This window comes from Amniculibacterium aquaticum, from assembly GCF_003852705.1.
In the GTDB taxonomy this organism is placed as follows: domain Bacteria; phylum Bacteroidota; class Bacteroidia; order Flavobacteriales; family Weeksellaceae; genus Amniculibacterium; species Amniculibacterium aquaticum.
The window spans coordinates 21,237-36,461 of the sequence record NZ_REFA01000004.1 but is presented as its reverse complement, the minus strand read 5'-3'; the positions used below and the strand labels follow the sequence as shown (position 1 = coordinate 36,461).

The following is a 15,225-nucleotide window of genomic DNA, read 5'->3' as shown; positions in this document are numbered from 1 at the left end:
TTCTTTAAATTTAAAAGACACAAACAATGGAGAAACAAGTGAAATTTGTTGATGAGCTGAGTGTAAAATACAGCACAAAAGGAGAAAGCATAACTCTTGGAAAGGGAATGTTGGACGGAGAAGTGGTGCGGGAAGTGGATGTTAAAATTCCTCTAAAAACCATCAACCGACACGGATTAATAGCCGGAGCTACCGGTACCGGGAAAACCAAAACCGTACAAGCATTTGTTGAACAACTTTCCAAAGCGGGAGTTCCCACTTTGGTATTGGACATCAAAGGGGATTTTTCAGGAATCGCTGTCGAAGGTGCAGAAAATTCCATTATTCAAGAACGATATGCAAAAACGGGTTTCCAATTTCAGCCTCAGGCTTTTCCTGTGGAATTGATGTCCATCTCCGGTGAAAAAGGAGTGAAACTTCGGGCTACGGTTTCTGAGTTTGGTCCAGTTTTGCTTGGGAAAATTTTACAACTGAACGATACGCAACAAAGTATTCTGGCTATTGTTTTTAAATATTGCGATGACAAAGGTTTGCCGCTCATCGATCTGGAGGATCTGAAAAAAGTTTTGCAATACATCACCGATCCGGAGGGAGGGAAAAAAGAAGTGGCCGAAAATTATGGCAATGTTTCACCGGCATCTTTTGGAGCCATTCTTCGATCCATCGTTGCGTTGGAGCAAGAAGGGGCATCCGATTTTTTCGGTGAACTAAGTTTTGATGTTTGGGATTTGCTGGGCAAAGAAGGTGATAAAGGCGTGGTGAATATCCTGAGGGTGGGCGATATTCAAAATAAACCCTCCTTGTTTTCAACCTTTATGTTGTCTTTGTTTGCAGAAATATACATGAGTTTTCCTGAAGAAGGCGATAGCGGAAAACCCAAATTGGTCTTGTTTATCGATGAGGCTCATCTTATTTTTAAAGAAGCCTCCAAAACCCTATTGGCACAGATAGAAACGATGGTAAAGCTGATTCGATCCAAAGGAGTGGGAATATATTTCATTACCCAAATTCCAGGAGATGTGCCCGAAAATGTACTTTCGCAATTGGGTCTTAAAATTCAACATGCGCTGAGAGGTTTTACAGCAAAAGATAAAAAAGAAATTGATAAAGCTGTAGAAAATTATCCAATGACCGAATATTATAATGCAGGTCAGCTTATTCAAAATTTAGGTATTGGAGAAGCTTTTGTGACTGCCTTGGACGAAAAAGGAATACCTACACCATTGGTTCAGGCTTATCTAATTTCACCCGAATCCAGAATGGATGTTTTAACCCAAGATGAAATCGATGATCTGACCAACGCCTCTGGTTTGGTGTCCAAATATTCCGAATTGGTGAACAAGGAATCGGCTTATGAAATCCTATCTGAAAGAATGCAGGTGAATCAAGAGGTGATGGCACAGGAAAATACAAAATCTAAAGAAATTCAAGACGAGCCCAGTATGTTCGAGCAAGTGATGAAAAGCAGTGCGGGAAGAACTTTCGCCAATACACTGATGCGAGAAGGAGCAAAAGCCGTTTTAGGAATGTTGGGGTTGGGAACAAGAAGAAGGAGATAAATTAAAAAATAAAAGTGTATTCAATAATCGATATAGAAAGCAATGGTGCCGGATTTAGGAAGGAGAGCATCATCGAAATTGCCATTTACAAATACGATGGCCATCAAATTGTGGATCAATTCATCTCATTGGTAAATCCAGAAGCGGATATTACCCCTTTTGTACAGAGATTGACCAAAATTTCTCCAAATATGGTGAAAACAGCACCAAAATTTCATGAAATTGCAAAAAGAGTGGTCGAAATTACCAAAGGAACAACTTTGGTGGGACACAACATCGAGTTCGATTACAGGATGCTGAAGCAGTCTTTTGAACGCTTGGGCTATCCCTACAAAATAGATGTTTTGGATACCATTCCCATGGCGAAAAAACTCATTCCCAATGCAGAAAGCTACTCGTTGGGCAAGCTGACAAAATCCTTGGGGATCCCACTTACAGAGCATCACCGAGCTGCAGGAGATGCCCGGGCAACTTTGGACTTGTTCAAGCTGTTGTTGACCAAAGATGCGGTACACGAAATTATCCAACATCAATTTGAAGAAACACAAGCCAAATCGTTTTCCAATAAAATAAAAGAACTTACAGCGGACTTGCCCAGCGATCGAGGTATTGTCTATTTTCAAGACCAAAAAGGAAAGTTGCTTTTGTCAGAATATTCGGAGAACATCAATCGCTATGCAAAGAGTATTTTGCAGTCCAAATCATCCAAAAGAAAAAAAATTCAGGATCAATGCGAGCAAATTAATTTTGAACTCACCGGAAATCCGTTGCTCACCAAGCTTATTTTATTGGTAAAAGGAATGAAGCTGAAAGAGACCCTACCTTTTGGATTGTATTTTGAAAAAGGAAATTATGTTGTTGAAAAAATCAGTCTTCACACCGAAGAAAAACCTTTGTTGAAATTCAAATCCTTTACACAAGGTGCTAAAGTGGTTTCTTATATTGATAAACAACTGGAATTTGCTGATTTAAAGGCTTTTAAAAGCAAAATGGATTTGAAAAAGAGATCTGGAATTTTGGTTACTGAAGGTCGTATTTTAGGTGAAAAAGCATTTCTTGAATTTCAATCGGGACAGTTGGTTTCTTTTGGTTTTTATGAATATCATACCCAAGTGCAATCCAGAAAACGATTGGATATGCTGAAGATGGAATTGCCCAAAATAAGTCCTGAATTGAAAAACGAATTGCAGTTGGCTTTGCTCAGAGATGAGTTTCAACTATTTCCACTTCCGCAATAAATAGAAATATTTCACATATAAAAGCGCAGATTTAGGAAAAATTCCTACTTTTGTTTGGGTTTTCAATACTGTAAGCCATAATTTAATTAAAATTTTTAATCCAATGAACAATAAAGAATTGTTGAAAGTAGCCGAAGACTTCGGCACGCCTACTTATGTTTATGATGCCGAATCCATCAAGATTCAATACGAAAAACTAACCTCTTCATTTGCTAAGAACACCAAGTTTTTCTACGCATGCAAGGCGCTTTCCAACATCAACATTCTTAAATATGTTCAATCTTTGGGCGCTAATTTGGATTGTGTTTGCATCAATGAAGTGAAATTGGGACTAAAAGCCGGTTTCGAACCGAAAAGAATTCTCTTTACACCCAATTGTGTAGATCTGGCAGAAATCGAAGAAGCCATGGCTTTTGGTGTGCACATCAACATCGATAACATCTCTATTTTGGAGCAATTCGGTAACAAACACGGAGGTTCTTATCCTGTTTTTGTGAGAATTAATCCACATATTTTTGCAGGCGGTAATTATAAAATATCTACCGGTCACATCGATTCCAAATTTGGAATTTCCATCCACCAGCTAAGACACATCGAGAGGATTGTAAAATCGACCAATCTAAATGTAGAAGGGCTTCATATGCACACGGGAAGCGAGATCAAAGATCCGGAGGTCTTTTTGCAAGGGCTGGAAATCATGTTCGAATTGGCGGAGCATTTCCCAAATCTAAAATATTTGGACATGGGTTCGGGCTTCAAAGTGCCGTACCAAGAAGACGATATAGAAACCGATGTGCAGACTTTGGGTAAAAAAGTGAACAAAGCGGTAACCGATTTTTCAAAAGAATCCGGGAAAAAATTTGAACTTTGGTTTGAACCTGGAAAATTTTTGGTAAGCAAGTCCGGTCATTTTTTGGTGAAAACCAATGTCATCAAACAAACAACAGCAACCGTTTTCGCGGGCATCAACTCAGGATTCAACCACCTGATTCGTCCTATGTTCTATGATTCGTACCATAAGATTGAAAACCTTTCTCATGCCAAAGGTCCAGAAAGAATTTACACGGTGGTTGGGAACATCTGCGAAACCGATACTTTTGCATGGGATCGAAAGATTACCGAAATCCGCGAGGGCGATGTTTTGGTTTTTAGAAATGCCGGTGCTTATGGTTTTGAGATGTCTTCTAACTTCAACTCCAGATTAAAACCTGCCGAAGTGTTATTTTTAGATGGAAAAGCCCACCTAATCCGTAAAAGAGACGAGTTTGAGGATTTGTTGAAAAACCAAATTGAAGTTTTGTAACATAACAAAATGAAAATAAAAGGATTGTGTTTACAGTTCTATACGATGGTTTCGGCTCAGCAAAGGATAACTACAAAACTGGGACTTTTTCTATTTTCATAGCATAAATAAGCACAGATTCTAACGGATAGCCAAATGTTTAACACGATTTTAGTTTATTTTTCCGTTCAACCGTCTTTTTTCCAGAAAAAGTGGTTTCTAAATGCTACTTCCAAATAAGAAAAGTCAAGAATTTTTGTTCTTGGCTTTTTGTTTTTTTTTAACATCCAACTTCTGCCATTTTGACAGAAAAACACTTATCTTTGCACCTCGATTTGAATTTTAAATTCAAGACTTAAAAATTTTACAAAGTGCAAGAGAAATACATAGACGAAACCAAACAAGGCGAAGCCTACGCCATCGCCGATAAAATAGGAAATACCAAAAAATTATTCTTAGAAAGCTACGGCTGTCAGATGAATATGTCCGACTCCGAGATTGTGGCCTCCATCCTCAACGATCAGGGGTATAACACCACCTTGAAAGAGGAAGAAGCCGATCTTATCCTCCTGAATACCTGTTCTGTTCGTGAAAAGGCAGAGCAAACCGTAAGGATGAGGTTGTCCAAATTCAAAAGCCTGAAAAGAACCAAACCCAACCTGATTGTGGGAGTTCTGGGTTGTATGGCAGAACGATTGAAGCATAAATTGCTGGAAGAAGAACAGTTGGTAGATTTGGTAGTCGGTCCAGATGCCTACAGGGATCTTCCCAATCTTTTAAAAGAAACCGAAGGCGGAAAAGACGCCATCAATGTCATCCTTTCCAAAGACGAAACCTATGCCGACATTTCTCCCGTTCGTTTGGGTGGAAACGGCGTTACGGCTTTTGTGACCATCACCCGTGGTTGCGACAACATGTGTACTTTCTGCATCGTGCCTTTCACAAGAGGTAGAGAACGAAGCCGAGATCCGCATTCCATCATCCGAGAATGTAAAGAACTTTGGGACAACGGATACAAAGAAATCACTCTTCTGGGGCAGAATGTAGATTCTTACCTTTGGTACGGAGGTGGAGCCAAAAAAGATTTCGACAAAGCATCAGAAATGCAACAACTTACAGCCGTTCATTTTGCCGAATTGTTGGATATGGTAGCGACAGAACTTCCAGAAATCCGAATCAGATTTGCAACTTCCAATCCTCAGGATATGAGCTTGGATGTTTTCAGAATGATGGCAAAGCATCATAATATTTGCAAATATGTTCACCTCCCGGTGCAAAGCGGTAGCGACAATATGCTGAAAGCCATGAACAGACAGCATACACGACAAGAGTATTTGGACTTGATCCGTGAAGCAAAATTAATTGTTCCGGAAATTGCATTTTCTCAAGACATCATGGTAGGCTTCTGCAACGAAACCGAGGAAGATCACCAAGATACCATTTCGCTAATGAAAGAGGTAGAGTACGATTACGGTTACATGTTTACCTATTCTGAAAGACCAGGAACTCCGGCACATAAAAAAATGCCTGACAATATTCCGGATGATGTAAAAAGCAGAAGGCTGCAAGAAGTGGTGGATTTGCAAGGAGAACTTTCTACTTTAAGAATGAAATCCTATGTGGGAAAGGTGCACGAAGTTTTAATTGACGGAATATCTAGAAAAAATGTAAACCAATGGAAGGGCAGAAACTCGCAAAATGCCGTGGTGGTTTTCGATATAAAAGAAGGAACAAAACTTGGAGATACGGTACAGGTTTTTGTGAACTCGTCCACCAGAGGAACTTTGATTGGCGAGATGTTGTAAGTGATTTTGTTTCATGATTTGTGTTTCAAGTTTCAAGTTTAAGATAAAAAGTGATGTCAACTGTTAAGAGATTTGAGGATTTAGAAATTTGGAAAGAAGCAAGAAGGCTGTCAAAAGTTATTTTTAGACTGACTATCGAGACCGAATTAAATAGAAATTTTAGATTCAAGGAACAAATTTGAGTTTTCGATTATGGTTTTATCGAAAAAGAACAACTAGAAATACTTATTTTAGATTATGAAAATTGAAGTGGAAAGATCAGTAATTTTATTTCCTATTTGAATAGAAATGATTTTTAAGGGAATAAATTCAGAAAACCCTAAACCTGAAACTTGAAACCTGAAACTTAAAAAGAATAACCTGAACTATAAATAATGACCAACCTACAAAATATAAAAAATCGATTTGGGATTATAGGAAATTTTCCAGTCCTCAATCGTGCTTTGGAAAAAGCCATACAAGTTGCCCCCACCGACATCTCCGTTTTGGTAATTGGTGAGTCGGGTGTGGGAAAGGAATTTATCCCAAAAATTATTCATTCCGAATCCAAAAGAAAGCATCAGCCGTATGTGGTGGTCAACTGTGGAGCCATTCCGGAAGGAACCATAGATTCTGAACTTTTTGGTCACGAAAAAGGAGCTTTTACCGGAGCTACAGCCACTAGAAAAGGCTATTTTGAAGTGGCCGATGGCGGAACCATTTTCTTGGATGAAGTGGGCGAGTTGCCTTTACAGACCCAAGTGCGTTTGCTTCGCGTCTTAGAAAGCGGAGAGTTTATGAAGGTGGGATCATCACAAGTACAAAAAACCAATGTGAGGATTGTGGCAGCAACCAATGTCAATATGATGAAGGCCATACAAGACGGGAGGTTCAGAGAAGATCTGTACTATCGTCTGAATACCGTGCAAATCGATATGCCGGCACTTCGAGAACGACATGGAGACATCCATCTTTTGTTTAGAAAATTTGCCATTGATTTTGCCGAAAAATACAGAATGCCAGAATTGGTACTTACAGACGATGCGGTACATTATTTAGAAAATTATTCGTTTCCTGGAAATGTTAGGCAAATCCGAAATTTGGTTGAACAAATGACGGTTGTGGAACAGAATAGAGAAATTACAGCCGGCAAATTGTCCGAGTATATCCCTATGAATGCGCATTTGCCAGCCGTAGTTCAGAAAAATGGAGGAGGTGTTAGCAGCTCCGAATTTCATTCGGAAAGAGAAATCATGTATAAGATTTTGTTCGATATGCGTAACGACATCAACGATCTAAAGTCTCTCACTTCCGAGTTGATCAAAAACCGTGGGAATGCCAATATTTCCCATCAAGAAAAGGATTTGATTTCCAGAGTTTATGCTCAAAACCAAGAGGTCGGTCAAAATTCTTTGTTGTATTTTGAAAATGAAAATACCGGAAAGCTGCAGCATCCGACCATCGTTTCGCATCATTCTGATGATTTTGATGAAGTAGAAGATATCGAACTGGAAGAGGCACAACCCGAATCCCTTTCGCTTCAAAACAACGAAAAAGACCTGATTATAAAAGCGCTCGAAAAGCATAACGGTCGCCGAAACAAGGCTGCTGATGAATTGGGAATTTCTCAAAGAACATTGTACAGAAAAATAAAACAATTTAACTTAGAAGAATAATTTCTTTCGCTCGTCATACAGTATGAAAATAACAAACATCGTCATAAAATCTTTTTTTAGCTTGATGCTCATGTTGGTCTTGGTTTCGTGTTACAGTTTTACAGGATCATCACTTAGTCCGGAAACTCAAACGATTTTGGTTAGAGACTTTCCGAACAATGCCGCCTTGGTCAATCCCAATCTTTCGCAGCAGTTTTCTACCGATATTCAGAATCGATTTTTGCAAAGGACAACTCTGAAAGGGACCAAAGACAATCCGGATATTTTAATTGAAGGAGAAATTACGGATTACAGCATAGCACCCACTTCCATATCTTCCCCAACCAATACCGGAAACGGAAACTTTATGCAAGCCGCACAAAATAAGCTGTCCATGACGGTCAAGGTGCATTATGAAAATAAAAAAGAACCGGAAAAAAGTTTTGACAGAACTTATACCGACGAGAGTACTTTCAGCAGCAATCTCAATTTTACTTCCATAGAAGCGGCGCAAGTAAAAATTGTGAACGAAAGAATCATCAATAAAATTTTTAACGATATTGTAGCCAATTGGTAAGATGAATGCAAGACTTTTAGAAATCGTAAAAATGCCCAAGCAGATCGTTGAAAACGATTTGGATTTGTTGGAGAAAGAAATAAGCAAACAACCGTATATGCAGAGTCTCAGGGCTTTGTATCTCTACGGTTTGCATCAGTTCAGAAAAGAAGACTATGCCTCGCAACTGGCTGTTACAGCGGCATATACAACGGATAAAAAGATTCTATATCAGTTGATCAAAAAAAATGAGCCGATCCAAGCGGTTGTTAAAAACGAAACTTCACTTGAAGAAAAGTCGATGGAAACCCCTGTAGCTACAGAAATTACAGAGGTTGTTACGAATGATGAGGTTAAAAATTTCACCAACATTGAAGCCAAAGAATTGGAAGAATCGGTTGAAAATCAGGTAAATATTCAGCCGGAAAAAGTCGTTTTCCAGAATGAAGTTGAGGCAAAGGAAGATCTTGTAGCGCCATTAACCCAAACTGTTTTCGTTGATGAAAAAGTCGAAGATGTCGATGTTGAAGAATCCCATGTTGCAATGGATGTAAATGGAATGGTCGACGAAACCCAAAGTGTGGTAGAGCCTGTTGTATTTGAAGAAGAATTGAACGAAGAAATTGTCGTTGAAACAACTGAAGAAGTCCCGACCATCAACAATAATATTGAAAAACAATTGGAAGTGAAGAATGTAGAATTGGATGCAAATGCAGAAGCAGAGGAAATTCAACAAGACCATGACGCTGGACTGGATTTCCATGGGGTTGATGAGTTTTTACCGAAAGTTTCTATGATTGGTCATTCCGAAAGTGCATTAACCAACGATATGAAAAGGGAAGAGCAGCGATTGAAGGAGAAAAAACAGCAGGATGAAATGCAAAGATTGATTGCTGAGGTTGAGGCTAAAATGAAAGCCAATAAAAAAACAAAAGTAGAAGCCACTCCAATTGTTGAAGAAATCCCTGAAAATAACGAAATTAATTTTGCAGAAGTTCACGATGTTTTTTTGGAAAGAAAAGAAATTGTTATTCCAAATTTAACGGAAAAAACAAAAGAAGAAATCATCGACGAAAGTCCAATGGATTGGAAGCCAATGGATTTAAAAGAAAATATTTCGCAAAGTCGTTTTTCTAGAAACCTACCTGGGTCTCAGAATGTACCGGTTGATGAAGAGAAAACCGTTACAGATCTGGAGAATAGACCGGCTGTGGACATTTCTTTTTTTGAAAATACGATCGTCTCATCGGATGAAGAGAAAGGGAATTTGCATGAAGAAGTTGTAGTAGAGAAGACTGCAGAAAAAATAGAAATACTCAACAGCAACATCCCTCAATTTATAAGTACTTGGCACAATTGGTTGCAGTTGGATAAGGAACAGCTTGAAGAAAGTATATTGCTCGATCGTTCCAAATCGGAAGAGGAAATTGTAGAAGAAATTGTGGAAGAAATTGTCTTTGAAGATTCCAAAGAAGAGATTAAAACCAAAGCAATCGATTCCTTTATAGAAAATGAGCCAAAAATTTCTAGACTTAAAGAGGGTGTCGATGTGGCATACAAAGATCGAGGCGATGATATTTCGCATCTGATGACGGATACCTTGGTGGGACTTTATATAGAACAACGATTGTACAGCAAGGCCATTCGCGGTTATGAAATTCTCATGGAAAAATTCCCTGAAAAAAAAGAGGACTATTTGATGAAAATTGAAGATGTGAAAAGCCTAAAAATCAATCCGAAGTCCAATGAATAGGATTTTTTAATCCGAAATTTGTAAAAAGGATCAATTATAAAGAAAATATATAGATTTTTTTAATCAATTTTAAGAAAATGATTTGTCTAGATAAGAGTTTAATAATCAGGAACTAAACGCTTGTGGGGTTATTTAGATTTTTTATAAATTAACATTTTTTAACAATTGAAATCGAAAATCATATTAAATTACTAATTTTGAATGCTTATAAACCTTAAATTTGCGGCGAAATGGAATTTTTGTATTTGATGATCATTTGCTCAGTCTCATTGGCGGTGGTTTTCTTAATCATCTTCATCATCAATGCCAAAAAAGGACAGTTTGAAGATGACGAATCCCCAGCGGTACGAATTTTATTTGACGATGAGGTGAAGGAAAAGCCGAAAACAGAAGACCTTCCAGATCAAGAAAAAAAACAGGAAAAAAACAGTTAATTATATAAAATGGAGACACAAAAGTTTAGTTACGACAACAGTATTGTTCGTGCGTTTCTCTATGCTACCGTAGTATTTGGTATCGTAGGGTTTTTGCTTGGACTTACTGCTGCTTTGATGTTATTCTACCCCGAGCTTCCTGAATACTTTTTAGGAACCGATGATACAACCATCAAGACCCTATCTTCTGGAGGGATTCAGGGCTTGATCAACTCTCACGGTTATTTCGGTTTTGGTAGAATTAGAATGTTGCATACTTCTGCGGTTATTTTCGCATTCGTATGTAATGGTTTCTTTGCCGGAGCTTATTACTCTATGCAAAGAGTGCTTAAAACGAGAATGTACAGCGATACCCTTTCTTGGATTCATTTCTGGGGTTGGCAATTAATGATCGTTGCTGTAGTGATTACTTTCCTTATGGGAATCAACACTTCTAAAGAATATGCTGAACACGAATGGCCAATCGATATCATGATTACGCTTGTATGGTTGGTTTTTGGTTACAACATGTTCGCTACAGTAGCAGTTAGAAGAGTAAGACATTTGTATGTTGCCGTTTGGTTCTTCATCGGAACTTGGATTGCAATTGCAATGTTGCATATTTTCAATAACTTAGAGGTTCCTTTGTCTTTCACCGGATGGAAATCGTATTCCGCTTATTCTGGTGTGAAAGATGCTTTGGTACAATGGTGGTACGGTCATAATGCTGTAGCATTCGTATTGACAACACCTATTCTAGGTTTGATGTATTACTTCGTGCCAAAAGCGGCCGAAAGACCTGTGTTCTCTTATAAACTATCTATTATCCACTTCTGGTCTTTGATTTTCGTATATATCTGGGCTGGTCCTCACCACCTTCAATATACTTCTTTACCAGCTTGGGTTCAGGCAACAGGTACCGGTTTCTCTATCATGTTGATCGCTCCGTCTTGGGGAGGTATGTTGAACGGATTACTTACCCTGAGAGGTGCTTGGGATAAGGTGAGAGAAAATCCGATTCTGAAATTCTTCGTCGTTGCTATTACGTGTTATGGTATGGCTACTTTCGAGGGACCTATCTTGGCAACAAAAACTTTAAATAAAATCGGTCACTTTACCGATTGGGTGATTGGGCATGTGCATTTGGGTGCTTTAGGATGGAACGGTTTCATCACTTTTGGTATGGTATATTACTTATTGCCAATTATGTGGAGAACCAAACTTTGGTCTGTGAAATTGGCCAACTGGCATTTCTGGTTGGGTACACTAGGGATTATTTTCTATGCCGTTCCTTTGTACATCGCAGGATTTACTCAAGGTTTGATGTGGAAACAATTCAACCCGGACGGTACACTTGAATGGAAAAACTGGTTGGATACCGTAACGGCTATTCTACCGTATTATAAAATGAGATTTGTTGGTGGTTTGCTTTATATTGCTGGTGCTATTTTGATGTGTATCAATGTGGTAGCTACAGTTAGAAGTGGATCTTTCCAAAAAGATGTTCCGGCAGAAGCTCCTGCATTGGCAAACATCGGAAAAGCAAGAAAAGAAGGAGAAGGCGTACACTTATGGTTAGAGAGAATGCCTTTGTATCTTACAGTTTTATCTTTAATTGCGCTTGCAATTGGTGGTATGGTACAGATTATTCCTACATTGACCGTAAAAGAAAATGTACCTACAATCTCTGCTGTTAAGCCATATTCACCACTAGAATTAGAAGGTAGAGACTTGTACATCCGTGAAGGTTGTAACTCTTGTCACACGCAAATGATTCGTCCTTTCCGTGATGAAGTAGTTCGTTTTAACGGGAAAAATGGTCAATATTCTAAAGCCGGAGAGTTTGTTTACGATAGACCATTCCTTTGGGGATCTAAGAGAACGGGACCGGATTTGCACAGACAAGGTGGTAAAAACCCAAGTTCTTGGCATTACAAACACATGTACAACCCAAGATCGACATCCGCAGGTTCTATCATGCCTCGTTACCCATGGTTGATCGCAACCGATTTGGATCGTACCAAAATGGTGGATAAGTTGAATTTGATGAAGAATACTTTCGATGTACCGTATACTCAAGCAGAAATCGATAGTGCTAACACTTGGGCAGATAACCAAGCGAAGAAAATCGTTAAGGATATTTTCTCTGAAGCAGCCGACCTAAAAACGGCTTACGCAGATAGACCAGGTCAGTTAGAGAAAAAAGAAATCGTAGCATTGATTGCTTACCTACAAAGATTAGGAACAGACATCAAAACGACGGAAGTAAAAACTGCTAGTATAAAATAATCAAATTTCTAAAGGAGCATTATGATACCACAAAGTTTTAGAGACATCCTCTCCAACGGAGAGAACTCCAATCTTTTTCAGATTATCGCTTTACTTATTTTTATCGTATTCTTCGTAGGTTTGATTATCTATGTGTTTTCCAGACCCAAGAAGTACTATGATGAAGAAGCGAATGCTCCTTTAGATGATGATTCAGATATTAATCTTTAAAGTATTAAATTATGAAACCTAGAACTCCTATATACATCAGCATATTTTGGGTATTTGTTATCCTGTTTGTTGTTTATTACATGTTTGTACAAAACAGTTCTTTCTTAACTTCACCATATTTCTGGGGGACTTCAGTAATCGCTGTGATTCTGACTTATATCCACAGTTCCATTGGTGATATTATCGAAAATGAAAAGTTTAAAAGACTTTCGGATGCTGAAAAAGCAGCGTATCTAGAAAGCAAAAAACAACCTTATTTCAAGTCACTTTACCAATCGGCTTTCCAAAAGCAAACGGCTAAAGAAGAAAAAGACATCCTTATCGACCACGGTTTCGATGGGATTATGGAATTGGACAACCAATTACCAAAATGGTGGTTGGGTCTTTTCTGGTTCGGTGTCGCTTATTGTATCGTTTACCTAATTGCATTTTCATTTACAGATTTTGCTCACCAAGGAAAAGAGTACGATGAAGAATACAAACATCAAACTGCTGCAATTGCCGAGTACATGAAAACTGCTCCGCAAGCCACTTTAGAAAATGCAAAATTCTCTGCAGACAATATTGCCGCTGGTGAAGAGATTTTCAAATCCAATTGTGTGTCTTGTCATGGTGATGGTGGTAAAGGTGGTATTGGTCCTAACCTTACCGACAATACTTGGATTAACCAACCAGAGAAAACTTTATTTAAAAATGTTTTCCACATGGTTCAAGACGGTAGTCCAAACAACCCTGCCATGCAGGCCTTCGGTAAAAATGGTGTGTTAACCGGTAACGATATCCAAAATGTTGCGGCTTATGTTTACCACATCAATCAAGAAGTATCTCCAATTACACCTGCTCAAGGTGGTGCAGCTCCTCAAGGAACTCCTGCAAATTGGGAAAAATAATTTTTTATAAATTTTAGAAAAAGTCATCTTTTAAAGCTGGCTTTTTTTAATTATAGAAATACTTAAATGTAATCATAGTCACCATTTATCTATATTTTTAGCCTTAAATTTGTAGAAAGAAAAAACAGTTTTAATGTCAGATACAGAACACGGCCACTTTAGAGGTGGTCAAGGTCAAGTTGTGGACGCAGAAACTTTCAGAGATTCTGTGGGCACCATGGACAATACAGGAAAAAGAAAGTGGGTATATCCAAAAATGCCAAGTGGACGATATACCAATTACAGGACTATTGTCGCTATTTTACTTCTTATTACTTTCTTTGTACTTCCTTTTGTTAAAATTAATGGTAATCCGTTATTTTTAATCAATGTTTTAGATCGAAAATTCTTTTTGTTTGGTCAACCGTTTTTCCCACAAGACTTTTTCATTCTAGCATTGGGTTCTATTACCGCTTTGGTATTTATTATTCTATTTACCGTAGCTTTTGGTCGTATTTTCTGCGGGTGGATATGTCCTCAGACCATCTTTATGGAAATGGTTTTTAGAAAAATTGAGTATTGGATAGAAGGGGATAGAAACAAACAAATAAAATTAGACAAACAATCTTGGAATTCAGAAAAAATCTGGAAAAGAGGTTTGAAATGGAGCATCTATGTTCTTATATCTCTTGTTGTCACCCATTTTATGTTCATGTACATTGTAGGTTACGAAGAGGTATTGAAAATAATGAAAGAGGGACCTATTGCCAATTCAACCAATTTTTTGGTCATGGTCTTGTTTACGGCAACTTTTTATTTTGTTTTTGCATGGTTCCGAGAGCAGGTATGTACTTTGGTTTGTCCTTATGGTCGTTTGCAAGGTGTACTTATTGACAAGCAAACCATCAATGTGTATTACGACTTCAAAAGAGGTGAAAATAGAGCAAAATGGAGAAAAGGAGAAGATCGACAAGCTGCAGGAAAAGGAGATTGTATCGATTGTAACCAATGTGTGGTCGTTTGCCCAACCGGTATCGACATTAGAGACGGTCAGCAGCTGGAATGTGTGAACTGTACAGCATGTATCGATGCTTGTGATGAAGTCATGGAGAAAGTAGGTTTTCCTAAAGGTCTCATTCGTTATGCAACCGAAGATGAAATAGAAAAGGAACAGCCTTTCAAATTTACAACCAGAATGAAGGCGTATGCAGCGGTACTTATTGCAATGATAGGTTTTATGGTGTTTTTGATGCAAGATCGTGGTACCATGGAAGCAAAATTCATCAAACCGGCAGGTTCTACCTATTTCTTAAGAGATGGGAAAATTACCAATTCATACAACTTTACTTTGCTTAACAAATCCAACAAGGATATTAAACTTAGCATAAAAGTTTTGGAACCTAAGCACGGCGAAGTAACCCTCAGTGGAGAAAAAACAGTTTTGGTGAAAAGAGATCAAATTTCCAAAGGAACGGTAAACATTAGCTTCCCAGAAAAGGAAATAAAAATGTCTAAACAAAATATAGAAATTGGTGTTTACGATGAAAAAGGTAAAGAATTGGATGTCTTTAAAACCTATTTCGAAGGACCATTTAAATTAGCTTTTTAATTTTAATT

12 protein-coding genes are annotated in these 15,225 nt (G+C 38.1%); all 12 read left to right on the top strand.

Annotation, left to right across the window (positions count from 1 at the left end; all coding sequences use genetic code 11):
- The first annotated feature begins 26 nt into the window (after window positions 1-26).
- Window positions 27-1,559, top strand: a complete 1,533-nt coding sequence (locus tag EIY84_RS02755; protein WP_124640279.1) for a helicase HerA-like domain-containing protein — start codon at window positions 27-29, stop codon at window positions 1,557-1,559.
- A gap of 14 nt (window positions 1,560-1,573) precedes the next feature.
- Window positions 1,574-2,797 (top strand): 3'-5' exonuclease, encoded by a 1,224-nt coding sequence (locus EIY84_RS02750; RefSeq protein WP_124640278.1) that lies wholly within the window; start codon window positions 1,574-1,576, stop codon window positions 2,795-2,797.
- A 103-nt stretch (window positions 2,798-2,900) separates the two neighbouring features.
- Window positions 2,901-4,100, top strand: a complete 1,200-nt coding sequence (gene lysA / locus EIY84_RS02745) for a diaminopimelate decarboxylase (protein WP_124640276.1) — start codon at window positions 2,901-2,903, stop codon at window positions 4,098-4,100.
- A 350-nt stretch (window positions 4,101-4,450) separates the two neighbouring features.
- A complete protein-coding gene (miaB, locus tag EIY84_RS02740; protein WP_124640274.1) occupies window positions 4,451-5,884 on the top strand; it encodes a tRNA (N6-isopentenyl adenosine(37)-C2)-methylthiotransferase MiaB in 1,434 nt (477 codons plus the stop codon).
- Window positions 5,885-6,258: 374 nt separating this feature from the next.
- Window positions 6,259-7,539, top strand: coding sequence for a sigma-54 interaction domain-containing protein (locus tag EIY84_RS02730; RefSeq protein ID WP_124640272.1), 1,281 nt, complete (start codon window positions 6,259-6,261; stop codon window positions 7,537-7,539).
- 22 nt (window positions 7,540-7,561) lie between these two features.
- Window positions 7,562-8,095 (top strand): LptE family protein, encoded by a 534-nt coding sequence (locus EIY84_RS02725; protein ID WP_124640270.1) that lies wholly within the window; start codon window positions 7,562-7,564, stop codon window positions 8,093-8,095.
- Window position 8,096: 1 nt separating this feature from the next.
- Window positions 8,097-9,827 carry a hypothetical protein gene (locus EIY84_RS02720; RefSeq protein WP_124640268.1) on the top strand — a complete coding sequence of 577 codons (1,731 nt, stop codon included), beginning with the start codon at window positions 8,097-8,099 and terminating at the stop codon, window positions 9,825-9,827.
- 230 nt (window positions 9,828-10,057) lie between these two features.
- Window positions 10,058-10,261, top strand: coding sequence for a cbb3-type cytochrome oxidase assembly protein CcoS (gene ccoS, locus EIY84_RS02715; protein ID WP_124640266.1), 204 nt, complete (start codon window positions 10,058-10,060; stop codon window positions 10,259-10,261).
- Window positions 10,262-10,270: 9 nt separating this feature from the next.
- The gene (gene ccoN / locus EIY84_RS02710) at window positions 10,271-12,529 is read left to right on the top strand and encodes a cytochrome-c oxidase, cbb3-type subunit I (protein WP_124640264.1); all 2,259 of its coding nucleotides are present in this window, start codon (window positions 10,271-10,273) and stop codon (window positions 12,527-12,529) included.
- A gap of 21 nt (window positions 12,530-12,550) precedes the next feature.
- On the top strand, window positions 12,551-12,739 hold the full coding sequence (locus EIY84_RS02705) for a cbb3-type cytochrome oxidase subunit 3 (RefSeq protein WP_124640262.1): 189 nt from the start codon (window positions 12,551-12,553) through the stop codon (window positions 12,737-12,739).
- Window positions 12,740-12,750: 11 nt separating this feature from the next.
- The gene (locus EIY84_RS02700; RefSeq protein ID WP_124640260.1) at window positions 12,751-13,629 is read left to right on the top strand and encodes a c-type cytochrome; all 879 of its coding nucleotides are present in this window, start codon (window positions 12,751-12,753) and stop codon (window positions 13,627-13,629) included.
- Between the two features lie 133 nt (window positions 13,630-13,762).
- Entirely contained in the window at window positions 13,763-15,217 is a 1,455-nt protein-coding gene (gene ccoG, locus EIY84_RS02695; RefSeq protein WP_124640258.1) for a cytochrome c oxidase accessory protein CcoG, read from the top strand.
- Window positions 15,218-15,225 lie beyond the last annotated feature (8 nt).

Excerpts from the sequence above, each read along its gene's own strand:
- EIY84_RS02755 (WP_124640279.1), top strand. The coding sequence starts at position 27 with ATGGAGAAACAAGTGAAATTTGTTGATGAGCTGAGTGTAAAATACAGC.
- lysA (WP_124640276.1), top strand. The coding sequence starts at position 2,901 with ATGAACAATAAAGAATTGTTGAAAGTAGCCGAAGACTTCGGCACGCCT.
- EIY84_RS02730 (WP_124640272.1), top strand. The coding sequence starts at position 6,259 with ATGACCAACCTACAAAATATAAAAAATCGATTTGGGATTATAGGAAAT.
- EIY84_RS02725 (WP_124640270.1), top strand. The coding sequence starts at position 7,562 with ATGAAAATAACAAACATCGTCATAAAATCTTTTTTTAGCTTGATGCTC.
- EIY84_RS02720 (WP_124640268.1), top strand. The coding sequence starts at position 8,097 with ATGAATGCAAGACTTTTAGAAATCGTAAAAATGCCCAAGCAGATCGTT.
- ccoS (WP_124640266.1), top strand. The coding sequence starts at position 10,058 with ATGGAATTTTTGTATTTGATGATCATTTGCTCAGTCTCATTGGCGGTG.
- ccoN (WP_124640264.1), top strand. The coding sequence starts at position 10,271 with ATGGAGACACAAAAGTTTAGTTACGACAACAGTATTGTTCGTGCGTTT.
- EIY84_RS02705 (WP_124640262.1), top strand. The coding sequence starts at position 12,551 with ATGATACCACAAAGTTTTAGAGACATCCTCTCCAACGGAGAGAACTCC.
- EIY84_RS02700 (WP_124640260.1), top strand. The coding sequence starts at position 12,751 with ATGAAACCTAGAACTCCTATATACATCAGCATATTTTGGGTATTTGTT.
- ccoG (WP_124640258.1), top strand. The coding sequence starts at position 13,763 with ATGTCAGATACAGAACACGGCCACTTTAGAGGTGGTCAAGGTCAAGTT.